This window comes from Prevotella sp. E13-17 (genome assembly GCF_022024035.1).
In the GTDB taxonomy this organism is placed as follows: Bacteria; Bacteroidota; Bacteroidia; order Bacteroidales; family Bacteroidaceae; genus Prevotella.
Genome location: NZ_CP091787.1, coordinates 3,209,128 through 3,226,438, shown reverse-complemented (window position 1 = coordinate 3,226,438; position 17,311 = coordinate 3,209,128). Strand labels below are relative to the sequence as shown.

Here is a 17,311-nt window from a genome sequence, read left to right as displayed (position 1 = left end):
TATTAAAAAAAAGAAAGTGTATGAAGAAGATTTTACTAGTATTGATGGCTTTTGTTGCCACAGCCACATCGTTGTTTGCTCAGAAGAAGGTTATCACAGAGACTGCTGTGTCGTCAGTTGATGCTTCGGTAGTGATTACTCGTCATTTTTATGACGGACAGGGTCGCGTGATTTACAAGTTGGTTGAAGGCGTTTCAGAAACCACCTATTCTTACAATGAGTTGAATCAGCTGATTAGCGAGGAATACAATGTGTTTGACAACTACAATGCTGGCCGCACCTACGTGTATAACTATACGGAAGGACAGCTTGTGTCACGTGAGGAGAAGGCTGGCGAGCGTGTGCTGAGCACTGTTAAATATGATGAACACGGAAATCCCAGTGGTACTCTTACTGCCAATGGTCTGGAAATTCCTCAGCAGAATACCTATGATGATGACAACAACCTGGTGAAGAGTGAGATTAAACATCCCATTGCAGGTATCGTTATGAGCACCACAGTCTATACATATAGTGACGGTGTGCTGGTGAAGAAAGAGACCTCAAATTCTGCAGGTGTCGTCACAGAAACAGTCACCTACACCTACGAGAACGGCCAACTGACAAAGACGACAGCAAGTGCTGGTGACGATGGCACCGTAGAGACTGCCTTCACTTATGCAGACATTGACGCTTACTATGCACCTCAGAGTGTGCAGGCTACTGTCAATCAGGGCAATACCGTTACTCTGTCATGGACAGGCAATGCCGATGCTGTGGTCTTCAACGGCGAATATGTTGAGGTGGAAGGCAACTCTTATACCACCGATGTGCTTCAGGATGGTACCTATACTTTCTATGTATCCAACAAAGGAAATGCTGTAGTGGTTCCTGAAGTGAGCGTCGTTGACAACTCTAAGATTGGTGTTTACGACGTAGCGCTGAATGGCAACATCACTGCAAAGACTGTGGTTACCGTTGATGAACAGGAACAAGAGAAGCGTACCACCACCTATTATATCCCCGTTAAGTGGTCTATAGATGAGGATGCTAAGCCCATTGGTTATCGTATCTACTACAACGACAACTATTATGTTGACGTTGAGGATGGAACAATCAAGGAGTATGTGATTCCTGCTACCAATATTACCATCTGGAATGGTGCTGTGGTAACACTGCCCTTCAAGGTAACTGTACAGGCTGTTTATGCCACAGGTTTGGCTGATCCCGACAATGTTCTTGAGTTGGATACCGATGCCATTCTTGCCATAGAACCAGAGGTTGTTACCGGCATCAGCTCTGTCAGTGCTTCACAGTTCAAGGCTTCTGGTGTTTACAACCTGAATGGTGTCCGTGTTGGCAACACAGTCAATGGACTCACCCGCGGCCTCTATATCGTGCGCCAGGGCAACAAGTCAACAAAGGTGATCGTACGATAACGCCATGAAGCGGATTACTCTCATAGCACTATTGATCTTGTGCTCCTTTGTCGTGGCTCAAGGTCGAGGACTGGTTCTGCAGCTGACAGGCGGTGTCAAAGCCTTCTATCCGTTGACAGGCAATGATGCAGCAGTCACTCTGAAGATGACGCATGAGGGCCTTCAAGTGGAAGCATCGCAATATGCTTTCAGTCAGATTGAAAAGTTTTATATCTCAGAGACCGATGAAGAGGTCTCTGAGATTAAATCTGTCTCCACCCGGCAGGCAGATATCTTTCAGCAGGGTGGAATGCTCTTTGTGACAGGCGGCGAAGGTCCTCTTCACGTTTATGGCATTGATGGAAAGGATGTGTCGCTATCTGGTCGCCCCGTCGTTCAGACCGTTGGCAGCACCACGGCTGTTAATCTTCAGTTGTTGCCTTCCGGCATCTATGTTCTTCAGACCGGGAAAAAGAAAGTCAAGTTGATGAAACGATAAAGAAACAAGTGCTCATGAAAAAGATAAAGATAGCAAGTTTGGCTTTTCTCTGCCTTCTTTCTGTGCTGGCCGTACAGGCTCAGCACACCATCTATGGCGTTAAGCGAAATGGTGCTTTCTTGCAAAACAAGGTGAAGCTCGAGTTGAACGAAGGCGATGCCTTAGAGTTTCAGAACCTTCGCTACTACACGGTGGACAAGGATGGTGCCCGTCAGAGCTACCTCTATACCACTGCCGACACTTTCTATGTTGAAGACCCCGGCATTGGTGTGTATCGTCCCAACTACCTTCGCAACAATGATTTCGACGACGAGAAGAGCATGTATTGTTGGAGCCGTTCTCAGCAGTCAGACCATTTTGTGGTATTCTGGGAACCAGCATTTGGTAGTGATCCTACCCAAGCTCCGACTCCCTACACGTTTGATCCTGCAGACTTGTTGGAGCGAGCCGAAAAAGCCTTTGCTGTCTATACTCAACAACTGGGTTTCTCAAGGCTTGGAAGCTCAAAGACGTTGGATAGCAACAAAATCATCATGCTCGTGCACTACACCGACGTGTGGCGTGCCACCGGTTCTGGTGTTGACAACCGCGTAGGAACGCTCGATGTCAATCCAGCTGCAGCCAATACCGCCATCACAACAGCCCATGAGATTGGCCACACCTTCCAGTATATCGTGGGTTGCGATGAAGGTACACAGCACGGATGGCGCTATGGCTTCGGTCCAAATGCTTCAGGCGGTTGCGGTTGGTGGGAGAGTTGTGCGCAGTGGCAGGCCTTTAAGGTCTATCCCGAGCAGCAGTTCACCACCACTTGGTGTAACCCTTGGAAGTATGCCCATCTCAATCTGTTGCACGAGGAGTGGCGCTATTTCAACTTCTTTGTCCAGGATTATTGGTGCGAACTTCATGGAGCCGACTTCATTGGTCGTCTCTGGCGGGAGTCAACCTATCCCGAAGACCCTGTCGAAACCTATCAGCGCATGACTGACGCCTCTCAGGCTGATTTCTGTCGCGACATGTATCAGTATGCCACCCGCGCTATCACGTGGGATATAGAAGGTCTCAGAACCACCGGACGGCGCTATACCGACCGCTTTGAGACATCGCTGCATGGTGTTGGCGACGGTTGGTGGCAGGTCGATTCAGCCCAGTGTCCCCAAAACTATGGCTTCAATGTCATCCGCCTGCGTGTGCCAGCAGCTGGCACCGTTGTCAAGGCTTCGTTCAAAGGCATTGCCGGTGCCAAGGGCTATCGAGCCTATCAGGTCGATAAGGCAGGCTGGCGCTACGGTTTTGTGGCGCTGCAAAGCGATGGAACCCGTGTCTATGGCGACATGTATGCCGATGCAGAAGGAACGGCAGAGTTGACCGTCCCAGCCGCTACAACCAATCTCTGGTTTGTGGTTTGTGGTGCTCCCACGGAGCATTTCCGCCATGCTTGGGAGATGGGTACCGATGACTTTGGCAACGATGTGCATACACCTGCTTCGTTGGCCAACGACGAGCAGTGGCCTTATCAGGTGCGTTTCGTTGGCACAAATCTTCCCGGCGAATATTACTATCCCGAGGATTACCAGCGTAGTGACATCTTGCTCAACGAGACCGTGACGCTGAAAAAGACCGGAGCTACAGGCACTAACGTCTCTGCCGTGGTCCATCTGCCCATGGAGCAGATTTACGATGCCTTGGGCCTCTCTACAGAACTCGTTGGGCAGTTAGTTCCTGGCGACTCCGAACCAGCCAACCTCCGCCTTCGTGCCTTGAATGCCGATGGCTCTGAGAGCGACGATCGCTTGCTGTCTTCGCAGTATTTCTGGGGTTTCGATGCCCAAGGCGATGTCGTGAAGGGCACTGTTGCCAGCACCGGCTACCTGCTGACGCTCAATTATGCCAAAGGCAATGTCACCGTCAATGGCTATCGCAGTCGTATCACTGCTGGTAGCACATATCAGGCAGCGCTGGCCCTCACCTTTACCAATACAGATGAAAAGACCTACACAGCCACTGTTCGTTTCACAGTAAAGGTAGAATAGCTCTCCCCGTTATTTTTATGGGTGAGTCGATATCATCAAAAAAAGGACCTGTGTCAACGACATTTGACACAGGTCCTTTTCTGATGCTTGTGGCTTGATTATTCCAGATAAGTATATCCGTAGAGTCCCGAGCGATAGGTGCTGAGGAACTCCTTGCCCTCTTCCAGTGTGATCTTGCCTTCTTTCACACTCTTTGTGACCCAGATCTCCAGTTGACGCACCAGTTTCTTCGGGTTATATTGCACGTACTCCAGCACCTCTTCCACCGTCTCACCGTCGATAATCTGGTCGATGTGATAATGACCATCCTTCACCGACACATGCACAGCATTGGTGTCGCCGAAGAGGTTGTGCATATCGCCGAGAATTTCTTGATAAGCACCAACAAGGAATACACCTAAGTAATAAGTTTCGTTCTTCTTCAGTGCGTGTACGGGCAGCGAGTGAGAGTTATGACGGTTGGTCACGAAGTTGGCCACCTTGCCATCGCTGTCGCAGGTGATGTCCTGAATGGTTGCATTGCGGGTAGGACGCTCGTCCAGTCGCTGAATAGGCATGATGGGGAACAGCTGGTCGATGGCCCACGAGTCGCTGAGGCTCTGAAACAAAGAGAAGTTGCAGAAATACTTGTCTGCCAACAGCTTGTCGATGTTCATCAGCTCTTCTGGCACGTGCTTCATGTTCTTTGCCAAGGCATTGATTTCGTGACACACGCTCCAGTACATAGCCTCAATCTCGGCACGTGTCTTCAGATCCACGATACCGTGCGAGAACAAGTTCAGCACCTCTTCACGTATCTGTTCGGCATCGTGCCAGTCCTCCAGCACATTGCGTGGCGACAGGTTGTCCCATATCTCATACAAGTCCTTTACCAGCTGATGCGAGTTCTCGTCGGGTTCAAATTCCTCGTCCATCTCGGGCAGCGAGGCCGTCTCCAGCACGTCGATGACCAGCACAGAGTGATGTGCTGCCAGCGAGCGTCCGCTCTCCGTGATGATGTTGGGGTGGGGCAGATCGTTCTTGTTGGCCGCATCTACGAAGGTGTAGATACAGTCGTTCACATACTCCTGGATCGAGTAGTTCACCGAGCTCTCGCTCGATGGCGAACGCGTGCCGTCGTAGTCCACGCCCAGTCCGCCACCACAGTCCACGAAATCTACGTTGTAGCCCATCTTGTGCAGTTGGATGTAGAACTGTGAAGCCTCGCGCAGTGCCGTCTGTATGCGTCGTATCTTTGTGATCTGTGAGCCTATGTGGAAGTGTATCAGTCTCAGGCAGTCGCGCATGCCTTTCTTGTCCAGCATGTCGAGTGCCTCCAGCAGTTCTGCGCTGGTCAGTCCGAACTTAGAGGCGTCGCCTCCGCTCTCTTCCCATTTGCCGCTTCCGCTCGAAGCCAGTTTGATGCGAATACCGATGTTTGGTCTCACTTCCAGTTTCTTGGCGATGCGTGCAATGATGTCCAGCTCGTTCAGTTTCTCCACCACGATAAAGATGCGCTTGCCCATCTTCTGTGCCAGCAGTGCCAGTTCGATATAGCTCTGGTCCTTATAGCCGTTGCACACGATGATAGAGTCGCTTTGGCACTGCATGGCAATCACAGCATGCAGTTCAGGCTTGGAGCCAGCCTCCAGTCCCAGGTTGAACTTACGGCCGTGCGATATGATTTCCTCTACCACCGGCTGCATCTGGTTTACCTTGATGGGGTAAACCACGTAGTTCTCGGCCTTGTAGTCATATTCCTTAGCAGCCTTTTTGAAGCAACTCCATGTCTTCTCGATACGGTTGTCCAGAATGTCGGGAAAGCGCAGCAGCACAGGTGGTGTGACATCACGCAGTGCCAGTTCGTCCATCACCTCGCGTATGTCGATCTTCACATCATCCTTGCAGGGTGTCACAAAGACATTACCCTTGTCGTTGATACCAAAATAGCTTGTGCCCCAGCCGTTGATGTTGTATAGCTCACGGGCGTCGTCCAAGGTCCATTTCTTCATTGTTCAAGCAACTCTTTCAGTTTATCTATCGTGATTTTTATCTTCTCGTAATTGTCCATCAGACTGACGTCGAGCGTGTGTTTCGCCTTCGTATAGAATGGCTCGCGCTTCTTCAGTTGTTCGTGGATAAAGGCGATGAGCTCATCAGGCGTCTTGTCCTTCAGCAGTGGGCGTTCCACCTTAGCCATCAGCAAGTGCTTATAGAGCACTTCTGGCGAAGCCTTCAGATAGACCACCTCTCCCTGTTGGTTCATATAGTCTATGTTGTCAAAGAAGCAAGGCGTCCCACCGCCGCAACTGATGATGACATTTTCAAATTCAGCCACCTCGTGCAGCAGACTGTGCTCAATCTTGCGGAATCCCTCTTCGCCTACCTCCTGAAACAGTTGCGACACCGTCTTCCTGTGGCGGCTCTCTATGTACCAGTCCAGGTCATAGAAGGGCATGTCCAGTTCCTTTGAGAGCGCTTTGCCGACGGTCGTCTTTCCGGCTCCCATGTAGCCTATCAGGATAATACGTTTCATGCCTTGTTGATGATGGCCATACATTCGTCGTAGCTCAGCTCCTTAGCACGCTCGTGCATGTTCTTTGGCAGACGGAAGTTCTTGCCGTCGTATGCCAGATAAGGGCCGTAGCGTCCGTTGCGCACTTCCAGTTTCGGATCCTCACTAAACGTCTTCAGGTGCTTCTGAGTCTCCTGTTTGCGTTTCTCCTCAATCAGTTTCACGGCTTCGCCGATACCGATGGTCAGTGGGTCCATGGTCTTTGGTAGTGTGGTGTACATCTTCTTGTGCAGGATGTAGTTGCCGTAGCGTCCGGTTCCGATGGTCACGGGCTCGTCTTCGTATGTTCCCAGCATGCGGGGCAGACGGAACAGTTCCAGTGCGTCCTTCAGTGTCACAGTCTCCATGCTGAACTCCTTGGGCAGGTGTGCAAACTGCGGCTTCTCTTTGTCGTCGGCGCTGCCAATCTGTACGATAGGTCCGAAGCGGCCGATCTTCACGAATACAGGCTTGCCCGACTTAGGATCCTTGCCCAGTTCACGTTCGCCGGCCTTATGTTCCGAGCGGGCGTTGAGCGTTTCTTCCACCGTAGGCTCAAAGTCCTTGTAGAATGCCTTTATCATCTTGTTCCACTCCTGTCGTCCTTCGGCAATCTTATCGAAGTCCTGTTCCACTTTAGCCGTGAAGTTATAGTCCATAATGGCAGGGAAGTGCTCCATCAGGAAGTCGTTGACCACGATACCTATGTCGGTAGGCAGCAGCTTACCCTTGTCCGAGCCAATGGTCTCTGTGCGGCTTTTCTGGCTGATCACCTTACCTTTCAAGGTGATCACCGCAAACTGATGTTCCTCGCCCTTCTTGTCGCCTTTTATCACGTATTCACGTTGCTGGATGGTCGAGATGGTTGGAGCGTAGGTAGAAGGACGTCCGATGCCCAGTTCCTCCAGTTTGTGCACCAGTGACGCTTCAGTATAGCGCTGTGGTCCCTGTGTGTTGCGTTCCATGGCCTGCATCTCGCGTCGTGCCAGCTCGTCGCCTTTCTTCAGTGGTGGCAGCACGTGTGCGAAGTCATCTTTATTGTCGTCCTCGTCGTCTATCGACTCACGGTAAACCTTCAGGAAACCGTCGAACTTCACCACCTCGCCTTGTGCGATGAAGGTCAATGCCTCGTTGGCTGCTTCTCCGTTGTTGATGGCAATCTCCACGGTGGTCTTCTCTATCTGTGCGTCTGCCATCTGGCTGGCTGCCGTGCGTTTCCAAATCAGGTCGTACAGGCGCTTCTCTTGAGAGCTGCCCTCAATGGACGTGTTCTCCATGTAGGTCGGACGAATGGCCTCGTGCGCCTCTTGTGCACCCTTCGAGCTGGTGTGATACTGGCGCACCTTGCTGTACTCCTCGCCATACAGACGTACGATTTCCTCTTTCGATGCGTTAATACAGAGTGCCGACAGGTTCACCGAGTCCGTACGCATGTAGGTGATGCGTCCGCTTTCATACAAGTGCTGTGCCACCATCATCGTCTGGCTCACGGTGAAGCCCAGCTTGCGGGCAGCCTCCTGTTGCAGTGTAGAGGTCGTGAATGGTGGTGCAGGCGTGCGCTTCATGGGCTTCTTCTGTACCGAGGTCACGGTGAAGGTGGCGTTCTTGCACATCTCCATGAACTGCTCCACCTCTTGTTCGGTCTTGAAGCGCTGTCCCAAGGTGGCCTTGACTTCCGATTGCGACCCATCTTTGTTGATGATGCCAAAGGTGGCAGTCACGCTGTAGTAGGTCTCGGTCTTGAAGGCCTGAATCTCGCGTTCACGCTCAACGATCAGTCTCACGGCTACGCTCTGCACGCGACCGGCCGAGAGAGCAGGTTTCACTTTGCGCCATAGCACAGGCGACAACTTGAAGCCCACCAGACGGTCCAGCACACGGCGTGCCTGCTGGGCGTTCACCAGGTTCATATCCACGGTGCGTGGGTTATTGATGGCCTCTATGATAGCTGGTTTGGTGATTTCGTGGAACACGATACGCTTGGTCTTCTCCTCGTCCAGTCCCAGCACCTCGCACAGGTGCCAAGAGATGGCTTCTCCCTCGCGGTCCTCATCGGATGCCAGCCACACCTGACTTGCTTTCTGCGCCTGTGAACGCAGTTCGTTCACCAGTTTCTGTTTCTCTTCGGGAATCTCATATTCGGGTTCCATGGTCTTGTCGTTGATACTCAATTCGCGCTTCTTCAAGTCGCGAATATGTCCGTAGCTCGACATCACCTTGTAGTCATCGCCCAGGAATTTTTCAATGGTCTTCGCCTTGGCGGGTGACTCTACTATGACTAAGTTCTTTTGCATAAATCCAATTTTGTTTACTTTTGGGGTGCAAAAGTAAACAAAAAGTTTTCTTCCACCTTATATATATAGGAGATTTTTTGTTTTCTTAACGATTGACGCTTAGAAAACGTTTCACGGCTTGTTGGATGCTGTGCAGTCCAAACAGTCTGTCGTTGACCTTTTCCAGGGGCATCCACATGGCCTCTGCGGCGTCATCGCCAGCCGTTGCCAGGCAGTCGTCGGCCACATCCAGGCGGAAGAATAGGTCCAGTGTGTGGATGGTCATGCCCGAGTATTCGTACAGATTGGGAATGCTGAACAGGTACTTAGGGTTGTTCAGTTGCAGTCCGGTCTCCTCTTCAATCTCTCGCAGCATGCCCTCTTCAGCATTCTCGTCCATATCGACAAAGCCGCCAGGCAGGTCCAGTGTTCCCTTGGCCGGTTCTTTGCCGCGTCTCACCACCAGCAGCTCTCCTTTGCCGTTCAGGATAAACGCAGCGGTTGCAGCCGACGGGTTCGCATAATACACGAATCCGCAGTCGTTGCATTGCTTGCTTTTGACGTTGTGTTCCGTAAAGCTTTTGCTGCCGCAAGCGGGGCAATAAGCGAATTTATCTAGGGGATGCACTTTTAGTTGAGAGTTGAGAACTGAGAGGTATGATTAGACTTTTTTTTAAAGTGAGAGGTGAGAAGTGAGAGGTGAGAAGTATGGTTAGATTTGTGTGCTTAACTCAACGATAGATGTAATCATACCTCTCAGTTCTCAGTTCTCAACTCTCAGTTAAAACTTCCTCGTTAGATAAGTTTCCTAATCTCTTCTTCCAGGTCTTTGATCTGCACAGAGCGCTTTTGAAGCTGGTTGTTGCGATCTATGAGGAAGAACTCGGGCAGCTGCTGCACGTTGTAGCGCACGAGAGATGTGCCCTCGCTGTCATAGACGTTGATCCATGGCAGCGCCTCGACAGCTTGACGCCAGAGGTGCTTGTCGTCTAAAGAGACCTGATAGATTTCCAGTCCCTGAGCGTGATATTTGTTGTAGAGGTCGCGCAGTGCCAGGATGCGAGGTGCAGAGTCCTTCGCTCCAAACGAGTGGAAGTCCAGCAACACCACTTTGCCCTTCAGCTCTGTCAGCGTGCGAAGGCGACCGTTCTTGTCGGGCAAACTCAAGTCGATGACGCCCGATTCCACCACCATGTCGCTGTTGAGCACACGCTGTTGGCGGGCAGCAGCCTGACGGTTGTCGTTCATGCCTTTCAGCGTCATGCTGCGCAAGTTCTTGGTGCGTTCACTTTCCGGATAGAACGTCTCCCAGCTGGTAGCCACAGCGCCAAACACCTTCAGGTCCTGTGGGTCGTTCTTGTCAAAGATGTTCCAAGGGCCTACCGTCTGAAACAGGGCAAAGTAGGCATACGCCTCATTAGGAGCCTGGTAGATATAGTTCAGTTTTACGTCCTCCTTATAGGCATTGACCAGATGCTCCAGCGAGTCCAGCGCACGCTCACGTCCCAGCGAAGTGTTGCGGTCCAGTGCAGCCACACGCTCCTGCAGTGCCTGCTGCTTCAGTGCCAGTTCCTTGATTTTCTGACAGTTGGTCGAACCCTCCACCTCGTAGTTGGCAGCCATGCCGGGGTACGAAGCCTTCACGCTGACCGTCTCTGTCGAGTCGATGCTCAGGTTCACAATCTGGTTATTGATGCGCAGCACGTAGAAGTCGGGAGCCTTCGGTGCCGCCTGTTCGAAACAGAAGTCGCCGCTCTCGTCCAGCTTCACCGAGTCCACCACCTCAGCTTTCGTCACGCCCATGTGGTGCAGGTAGAGCACCGAGTCCTGTGCGCCGTCTATATGTCCTTCGATGGTGAATGTGTTTTTGTTATTGCAGGCAGCCATGGCGGCTGTAGCCAGCAGAATATACGCAATCTTTTTCATTGTTGTCATTTTGTAATTTGTGTGCAAAGTTACTATTTTTCTGCCTCTTTAATCATTAAAAAATAGTAAAACTTTAATAAATATTCTTTTATTCAGCCGAAAAAGTGTACTTTTGCACGTATTTTTTTATTAAAGATGTATAAAACAAGATGAACGTAATTACAAAAACCCTTCAATTGGCTGATGGACGTACCATCACCATTGAAACCGGGAAAGTGGCAAAACAGACCGATGGTGCTGTCATGTTGAAGATGAACAACACCGTACTCCTGGCCACTGTTTGTGCCGCAAAAGATGCAGTTCCCGGAACCGATTTCATGCCTTTGCAGGTTGACTATCGTGAGCAGTACAGTGCTGCCGGCCGTTTCCCTGGTGGATTCACCAAGCGCGAAGGTAAAGCCTCTGATAACGAAATCCTTACCAGCCGTCTGGTGGACCGCGTGCTCCGTCCGTTGTTCCCCAGCAACTATCACGCAGAAGTATTTGTCAACGTGATGCTGCTTTCAGCCGATGGCGTTGACCAGCCCGATGCTTTGGCCGGTTTTGCTGCTTCAGCAGCCCTGGCTTGCTCGGATATCCCCTTCGAGTGCCCCATCTCTGAGGTGCGCGTGGCTCGTATCAATGGTGAGTATGTGATTGATCCTACCTTCGAGCAGATGAAGCAGGCCGACATGGACATCATGGTTGGCGCCTCTGCCGAGAACATCATGATGGTGGAAGGCGAGATGAACGAAGTGTCTGAGCAAGACCTGCTGGGTGCCCTGAAGGCTGCCATGGTGGCTATCAAGCCTATGTGCGAGCTGCAGAAGGAGCTGAGCAAGGAACTGGGCAAGGACGTGAAGCGCGAGTACAACCACGAGGTGAACGACGAGGCTCTGCGCGAGCGTATGAACAAAGAGCTGTATCAGCCCGCCTACGATATCACCAAGCAGGCTCTGCCCAAGCAGGACCGTGCCGATGCCTTCGAGAAGCTGCTTACTGACTTCAAGGAGAAATTCCTGGCCGAGGTCCCCGAGGACTCGGAGATTTCCAAGGAAGAGTACGAGGCTATGATGGATCGCTACTACCACGACGTAGAGCGCGACGCCATGCGTCGTTGCATTCTCGACGAAGGCATCCGTCTGGATGGTCGTAAGACCGACGAGATCCGTCCCATCTGGTGCGAGGTTTCGCCCCTGCCCATGCCTCACGGATCAGCCATCTTCACCCGTGGTGAGACGCAGTCGCTTTCCACCTGTACGCTGGGCACCAAGCTCGACGAGAAGATGGTGGACGATGTGCTCGACAAGAGCTACCAGCGCTTCCTGCTGCACTACAACTTCCCCCCATTCTGTACGGGTGAGGCCAAGGCCCAGCGCGGCGTAGGTCGTCGTGAGATTGGTCACGGCCACCTGGCATGGCGCGGTCTGAAGGGTCAGATTCCCGAGGACTTCCCCTACACCGTACGTCTGGTATCACAGATTCTCGAGTCTAACGGTTCTTCATCAATGGCCACCGTTTGTGCCGGTACCCTCGCCCTGATGGACGCAGGTGTTCCTATGAAGAAGCCCGTCAGCGGTATTGCCATGGGTCTGATCAAGAACCCCGGCGAAGATAAGTATGCCGTGTTGAGCGATATCCTCGGCGACGAGGACCACTTGGGCGACATGGACTTCAAGACCACCGGTACGAAAGACGGTCTGACCGCCACCCAGATGGATATCAAGTGCGACGGTCTGTCGTTCGACATTCTCGAGAAGGCACTCATGCAGGCCAAGGCTGGTCGTGAGCACATCCTCAAGTGCCTGACCGACACCATCGCCGAGCCACGTGCCGAGTTCAAGCCTCAGGTGCCCCGCATCGTGCAGATCGAGATTCCTAAGGAGTTCATCGGTGCTGTCATTGGCCCTGGTGGTAAGATCATCCAGCAGATGCAGGAAGACACCAAGACCACGATCACCATCGACGAGACCGACGGTGTCGGTAAGGTTCAGGTCAGCGGTCCCGACAAGGAGAGCATCGATGCCGCACTGGCGAAGATCCGTGCCATCGTTGCCATTCCCGAGGTAGGCGAGGTTTACGACGGTGTTGTTCGCAGCATCATGCCTTACGGCTGCTTCGTAGAGATCATGCCCGGCAAGGATGGTCTGCTCCACATCTCCGAGATTGACTGGAAGCGCCTCGAGACTGTCGAGGAGGCAGGCATCAAGGAGGGCGACCACATCAAGGTGAAGTTGCTCGAGATCGATCCTAAGACCGGCAAGTACAAGCTCTCTCACCGCGTGCTCATCGAGAAGCCCGAGGGCTATGTAGAGCGCGAGCGTCCTGCTCGTCGTGAGCGTGGCGAGCGTCCAGAGCGTGGCGACCGCCGTCAGCCCCGTCAGGACCGTGGCGACCGTGGCGATCGTCGTCAGCCCCGTCAGGATCGTCAGCCCCGTGCTGAGCAGCCCCAGGACGAGGTCTATCGCGATCCTGCTCAGAGCCGTGAGCCCAAGGACTTCAGCGATGCCCTCGACCACATGGACTTCTAACATGTAATAGTAGTCGTTTCGTCGCCTTATATATATAATAAGGTGAAGCAATAGGCTCCGTTTTCCACTGCGAAAGCGGAGCTTTTGTTTTTGTTTCAGGGGCTGGCCAGCTCGCATCCAGGGGCTGGCTGACTCGTTTTCAGGGGCTGGATGAGTTGCTTTCAGGGGCTGGATGAGTTGCTTTCAGGGGCTGGAATCGGTTCAGAAGTGCCACTTTTGGTTGTTGAAAGTGGCACTCTTGGCAATGTGAAGCAGCGCTTTTCTGAGTCGAAAGTGCCGCTTTGTTTTTCTTTTTTCAGCAATTTGTTGTTGGTGAAGTGGTTAAGCCTGTATAAGATGCCTCAACATCTTGTTTCTGACAACTCTTCCGTTTTTGACAACTAGGGTGTATCAATTACAACTTTTTCTTAACGGATTGTGTTAAAATTACACTTTTTTGTATTTCGTGATAAAAAAAACTATGAAAAATGATATGCGATATTAAAATTTTGCTTATATTTGCATCCGAAATCATTCTTTAAGAGTGTATTTTCAAAAACAAACAGTTACTACTATATATATAATATTTACTAACTTCACAAATTTTAGCTTATGAAAATCTCAAAACTTTTTGTTTTGACCGCGCTTAGCCTCTCGGCATCAAGCGCGATGGCTGCTGTTGTAGAAGGTGTGCGCCAGAAGCCCGAGGTGCCACAGACGTTTACGCAGTATGTTGAAGGTGATACGTTGTATATGTACAACGTAGGTTCTAAAATGTTTTTCCGTGGAGCAAACGACTATGACACCCGTGCCAGTGTAGGCGAGAAGGGATTCAAAGTCACTTTCACCAGAACGGATGTTGGTGTTGAACTTCGCGACTCTGTTGAGAAGCACAAGAAGTGGATGGCCACTTTCGTTATTAAAGATGCGGGAAACAATGACATCTGGGTGGACAATGATGGTGAGGAAAACCGTTATTGGACTGTTACAGAGGTGGAAGGTGCTTATCGCATTTCGAATGACACCAAGGCGGAAATCACTGGTATGTACCTTGGTTGGAATGGTCATGCAGACAACACACGTCTTTACTTCTTTTCCCCCGAAGAACTGGGCGACACAGCAAGTATTGACTGGAAATTCATGACGCAGGAAGTCTATCAGGCTTATGAAACTTCGATTGCTGTCTTCCTGAAAGCTCAGGACCTGAAGGCACAGTTGGATGCAGCCAAAGAGAAGAATCTGAATGTGGCTGATCAGGAAGCTGTTTATCTGAACGAGTCTGCTACAATGGAAGACATTGAAGCAGCCATCACTCAGGTGAAGGCTATCATTGCTAAGGCAGCTGAGGATGCAGCTTCAGTAGCGAAACCCGTTGATTTGACATCAAACATCGTTAACCCCAACTTTGATGGTCATGATGCTACAGGTTGGAAGGGCACCGCTCCTGCATGGGGTGCTGGTGGTCAAGAGCCTTCAGATGTTGCCGAGCACTACAATAAGAACTACGACACCTACCAGGAGCTGACCGACATGCCTAAGGGTGTCTATATGCTCAGCGCTAACGGCTTCTACCGTGGTTCTGGCGATGGCTGGAGCGAGTATAAGGATGGCACCAACAAGAATGGTCTGCTCTATGCTGTCGCTGACGAGAAGGAGATGACTCAGCCCCTCACCACCCGTTGGTCTTGCCTGAACACACAGCCAATGGCCGGTGCAACCGATTTCGGCCCTGAGGCTTCGGAGGCTCAAGTTACTGTTGATGACGTCACCTACTATGCACCTAACAACCCCGCGGCTGCACGCCTCTACTTCGAAAAGGGCTGGTACATGAACAATCTGTTCTTCAGCGTTGACGGTGGCAGCGTGAAGCTGGGTGTCAAGAAGACTGTTGCCGTTGGTAGCGACTGGACTGTATTCGACAACTTTAAGCTGACCTATTTTGGCAACAAGGCCGAGGCTTATCAGTACTGGCTGACAGAGGTTGTCAAGAATGGTAACCAGTATGACAAGAACACACAGTGCACAGAGTCATATCTAGAGGATTACGAGAATGCAGCCAAGAATGCCACTGCTACCAACCGCGACGAGGTTCTCAGCGTATTGGCTTCTATCAAGACTGTCGAGGACTCGCTGATTGCCAACATCAATTTGTGGAAAGAACTGGCTGCTCTCTACACTGAAGCAGAAGCCGTTCAGGCAGACAAGAATATCTCTGCCGACTGGAAGGAAGACTTGCAGGATGAAATGAATGATGTGTCGAAAGCCCAGAAGGGCTTGAATCTGGATAACGACGAACTCCGTGAGCTCATCGCTGAGTTTGATGACATTATCTCTGAGACCAAGAAGCATCTGGCTCCTGGAACAGACTGCACCTACTACTTGAAGAATGCAGATTTCCAGAAGGGTGCTGAGGGCTGGAATGGTAACCCTGCCATTGGTGGTAACCCCAATAAGTGTGCCGAGGCTTACGATAAGAAGTTCGATATTTATCAGGAACTGAAGAATGCCCCTGTAGGTGTTTATGAGATTGAAGTACAGAGCTTCTTCCGCTTAGATCGTGACCAGACTGCTTATGATAGGTGGCTGGCAGGTACACAGACTGCTCCTGGTGTAGTTTACATGAATCAGGCTGAGACTCCTCTGAAGTGTGTATTCTCAGAGCCTGTGGCTAACGGTATTCTTGGATATGAAGCAGATGGCCAAACTCCTATTATGTACACAGAAGGTGGTGTTAATAAGTTTGACGGCAATTGGTTCCCCAACGATATGACCACTGCAGCAGAGGCCTTTGCAGCAGGTATGTATAAGACTTCTGCATTCGGTCTCGTAGCTAAGGATGGTGATCCTATGCGTCTTGGCGTGAAGGGCGACTGCTCTGGTCCAAACTGGGCTATCTTCGATAACTTCAAACTGACCTATCATGAGTACAAAGCAGATGTCGTTCTTGCTGCTATGAATTCTGCTCTGGCCGATCTGAACGGTGTTGTTGATGGAAAGAACTATGGTAAGGACGTCAAGGAAAATGTGGCTTCTGTTGCCAAGGCTGCTGCCGACGTTAATAAGGAAGAGGGTAAGGCTATGTTTGAAGTCTTGATCAGCATCCTCGAAGTAACTGAAAAGGCAAAGACCTCTATCGCTCTGTTCGATCAGCTGACTGCAGCTAATACCAGATTGGGTACTGCAGTGCAGAATCCTATTAACATGGATGAACAAGGCAATGCCGGAGACCTCTATGATCAGATTAGTGGTCAGATTACTTCAGGTGCATTGACTGACGCTGAGGCTAAGGAAGCTATAGACAAGATTGAAGAGATGATCACTCTGCTCAACACCGACCCCGCTTACAAGCACGCTACTGATGATAATCCAGTTGACATGACTTCACTGATCAAGAGTCCTGGTTTCGAGAAGATTGAGAACGACGTGAAGAGCAACTCTATCGAGGGTTGGCAGAACACGACCGGTTACAACTTCGGTAACGATGACACCCAGAAAGGCGCTTACGCTCTGGAGTTCTATGAGAAGAAGTTCGACATGTATCAGGACATCAAGGGTCTGCCCAACGGTACCTATGAGGTCAGCGTACAGCTGTTCAACCGTATCGGTGGCTTCGACAACGACTTCGCTGAGTACACCAAGAATCCTAAAGCCGCACAGGCTTACCTCTATGCCGTAGGCGATGGCAAGACCAGCTCGGCTCCTGCTGTCTGCGCTACTGCCGGTGCACTGACAAGCGATCCTCAGATCTCTGGCCAGTCTTCACAGACCTTCGAGGGCACTACCTATTACATGCCTAACGACATGGTTTCTTGCGCTGCCTTCTTCGATATGGGTAGCTACAAGACCAGCCTCATCGTGAAGGTTACAGACAAGACTCTGCGCATCGGTGTGAAGAAGGATGAGCAAATTAGCGGTGACTGGGTTCTGTTGGACAACTTCACCCTGACATACTACGGTGAGAACAGCCAGAAGGAAGCCAGCGACGATGCATCAGGCATCAGCACCATCAGCATGCGTGGCGCTCAGACAGAGTTCTTCACCTTAGACGGTCGCAAGACCAATGCCGCTCAGAAGGGCATCTTCATCCAGAAGACCGTTCTTGACAATGGCAAGGTTGTGGTACGTAAAGTGCAAAAGTAATTAGTGGACTGATAATGACAT

At 51.1% G+C, this 17,311-nt stretch carries 11 protein-coding genes; 6 read left to right on the top strand and 5 right to left on the bottom strand.

Features of this window, described 5'->3' with window-relative positions; all coding sequences use genetic code 11:
• Nucleotides 1–20: 20 nt before the first annotated feature.
• The 3 genes from L6472_RS12815 to L6472_RS12805 are packed head-to-tail and all read left to right on the top strand — an operon-like array spanning nucleotide 21 to nucleotide 3,929.
• Nucleotides 21–1,418 (top strand): hypothetical protein, encoded by a 1,398-nt coding sequence (locus L6472_RS12815; RefSeq protein ID WP_237805718.1) that lies wholly within the window; start codon nucleotides 21–23, stop codon nucleotides 1,416–1,418.
• Between the two features lie 4 nt (nucleotides 1,419–1,422).
• Nucleotides 1,423–1,896 carry a hypothetical protein gene (locus L6472_RS12810; RefSeq protein ID WP_237805715.1) on the top strand — a complete coding sequence of 158 codons (474 nt, stop codon included), beginning with the start codon at nucleotides 1,423–1,425 and terminating at the stop codon, nucleotides 1,894–1,896.
• Between the two features lie 14 nt (nucleotides 1,897–1,910).
• Nucleotides 1,911–3,929, top strand: coding sequence for a DUF6055 domain-containing protein (locus L6472_RS12805; protein WP_237805713.1), 2,019 nt, complete (start codon nucleotides 1,911–1,913; stop codon nucleotides 3,927–3,929).
• A 98-nt stretch (nucleotides 3,930–4,027) separates the two neighbouring features.
• Here L6472_RS12805 and speA read toward each other — a convergent pair whose 3' ends face one another.
• The 5 genes from speA to L6472_RS12780 form a co-directional block, all read right to left on the bottom strand.
• Entirely contained in the window at nucleotides 4,028–5,920 is a 1,893-nt protein-coding gene (gene speA, locus L6472_RS12800; protein ID WP_237805711.1) for a biosynthetic arginine decarboxylase, read from the bottom strand.
• Complete coding sequence (locus tag L6472_RS12795; protein ID WP_237805709.1) at nucleotides 5,917–6,444, bottom strand: shikimate kinase; 528 nt, start codon at nucleotides 6,442–6,444, stop codon at nucleotides 5,917–5,919. The genes speA and L6472_RS12795 overlap by 4 nt, the downstream gene beginning before the upstream one ends.
• On the bottom strand, nucleotides 6,441–8,756 hold the full coding sequence (gene topA / locus L6472_RS12790) for a type I DNA topoisomerase (protein ID WP_237805707.1): 2,316 nt from the start codon (nucleotides 8,754–8,756) through the stop codon (nucleotides 6,441–6,443). Before topA ends, L6472_RS12795 begins: the two co-directional genes overlap by 4 nt.
• Before the next feature lie 85 nt (nucleotides 8,757–8,841).
• Complete coding sequence (locus tag L6472_RS12785) at nucleotides 8,842–9,363, bottom strand: NUDIX domain-containing protein (RefSeq protein WP_237805704.1); 522 nt, start codon at nucleotides 9,361–9,363, stop codon at nucleotides 8,842–8,844.
• Between the two features lie 167 nt (nucleotides 9,364–9,530).
• A complete protein-coding gene (locus L6472_RS12780) occupies nucleotides 9,531–10,661 on the bottom strand; it encodes a redoxin domain-containing protein (protein WP_370640856.1) in 1,131 nt (376 codons plus the stop codon).
• A gap of 149 nt (nucleotides 10,662–10,810) precedes the next feature.
• On the opposite strand from L6472_RS12780, the gene pnp reads away from it, so the two are divergent.
• From pnp to L6472_RS12765, 3 genes are all read left to right on the top strand, one after another.
• The gene (gene pnp / locus L6472_RS12775) at nucleotides 10,811–13,171 is read left to right on the top strand and encodes a polyribonucleotide nucleotidyltransferase (protein ID WP_237805700.1); all 2,361 of its coding nucleotides are present in this window, start codon (nucleotides 10,811–10,813) and stop codon (nucleotides 13,169–13,171) included.
• A 150-nt stretch (nucleotides 13,172–13,321) separates the two neighbouring features.
• Complete coding sequence (locus tag L6472_RS12770; protein WP_237805698.1) at nucleotides 13,322–13,555, top strand: hypothetical protein; 234 nt, start codon at nucleotides 13,322–13,324, stop codon at nucleotides 13,553–13,555.
• A gap of 207 nt (nucleotides 13,556–13,762) precedes the next feature.
• Nucleotides 13,763–17,290, top strand: coding sequence for a hypothetical protein (locus tag L6472_RS12765; protein ID WP_237805696.1), 3,528 nt, complete (start codon nucleotides 13,763–13,765; stop codon nucleotides 17,288–17,290).
• Nucleotides 17,291–17,311: the final 21 nt, after the last annotated feature.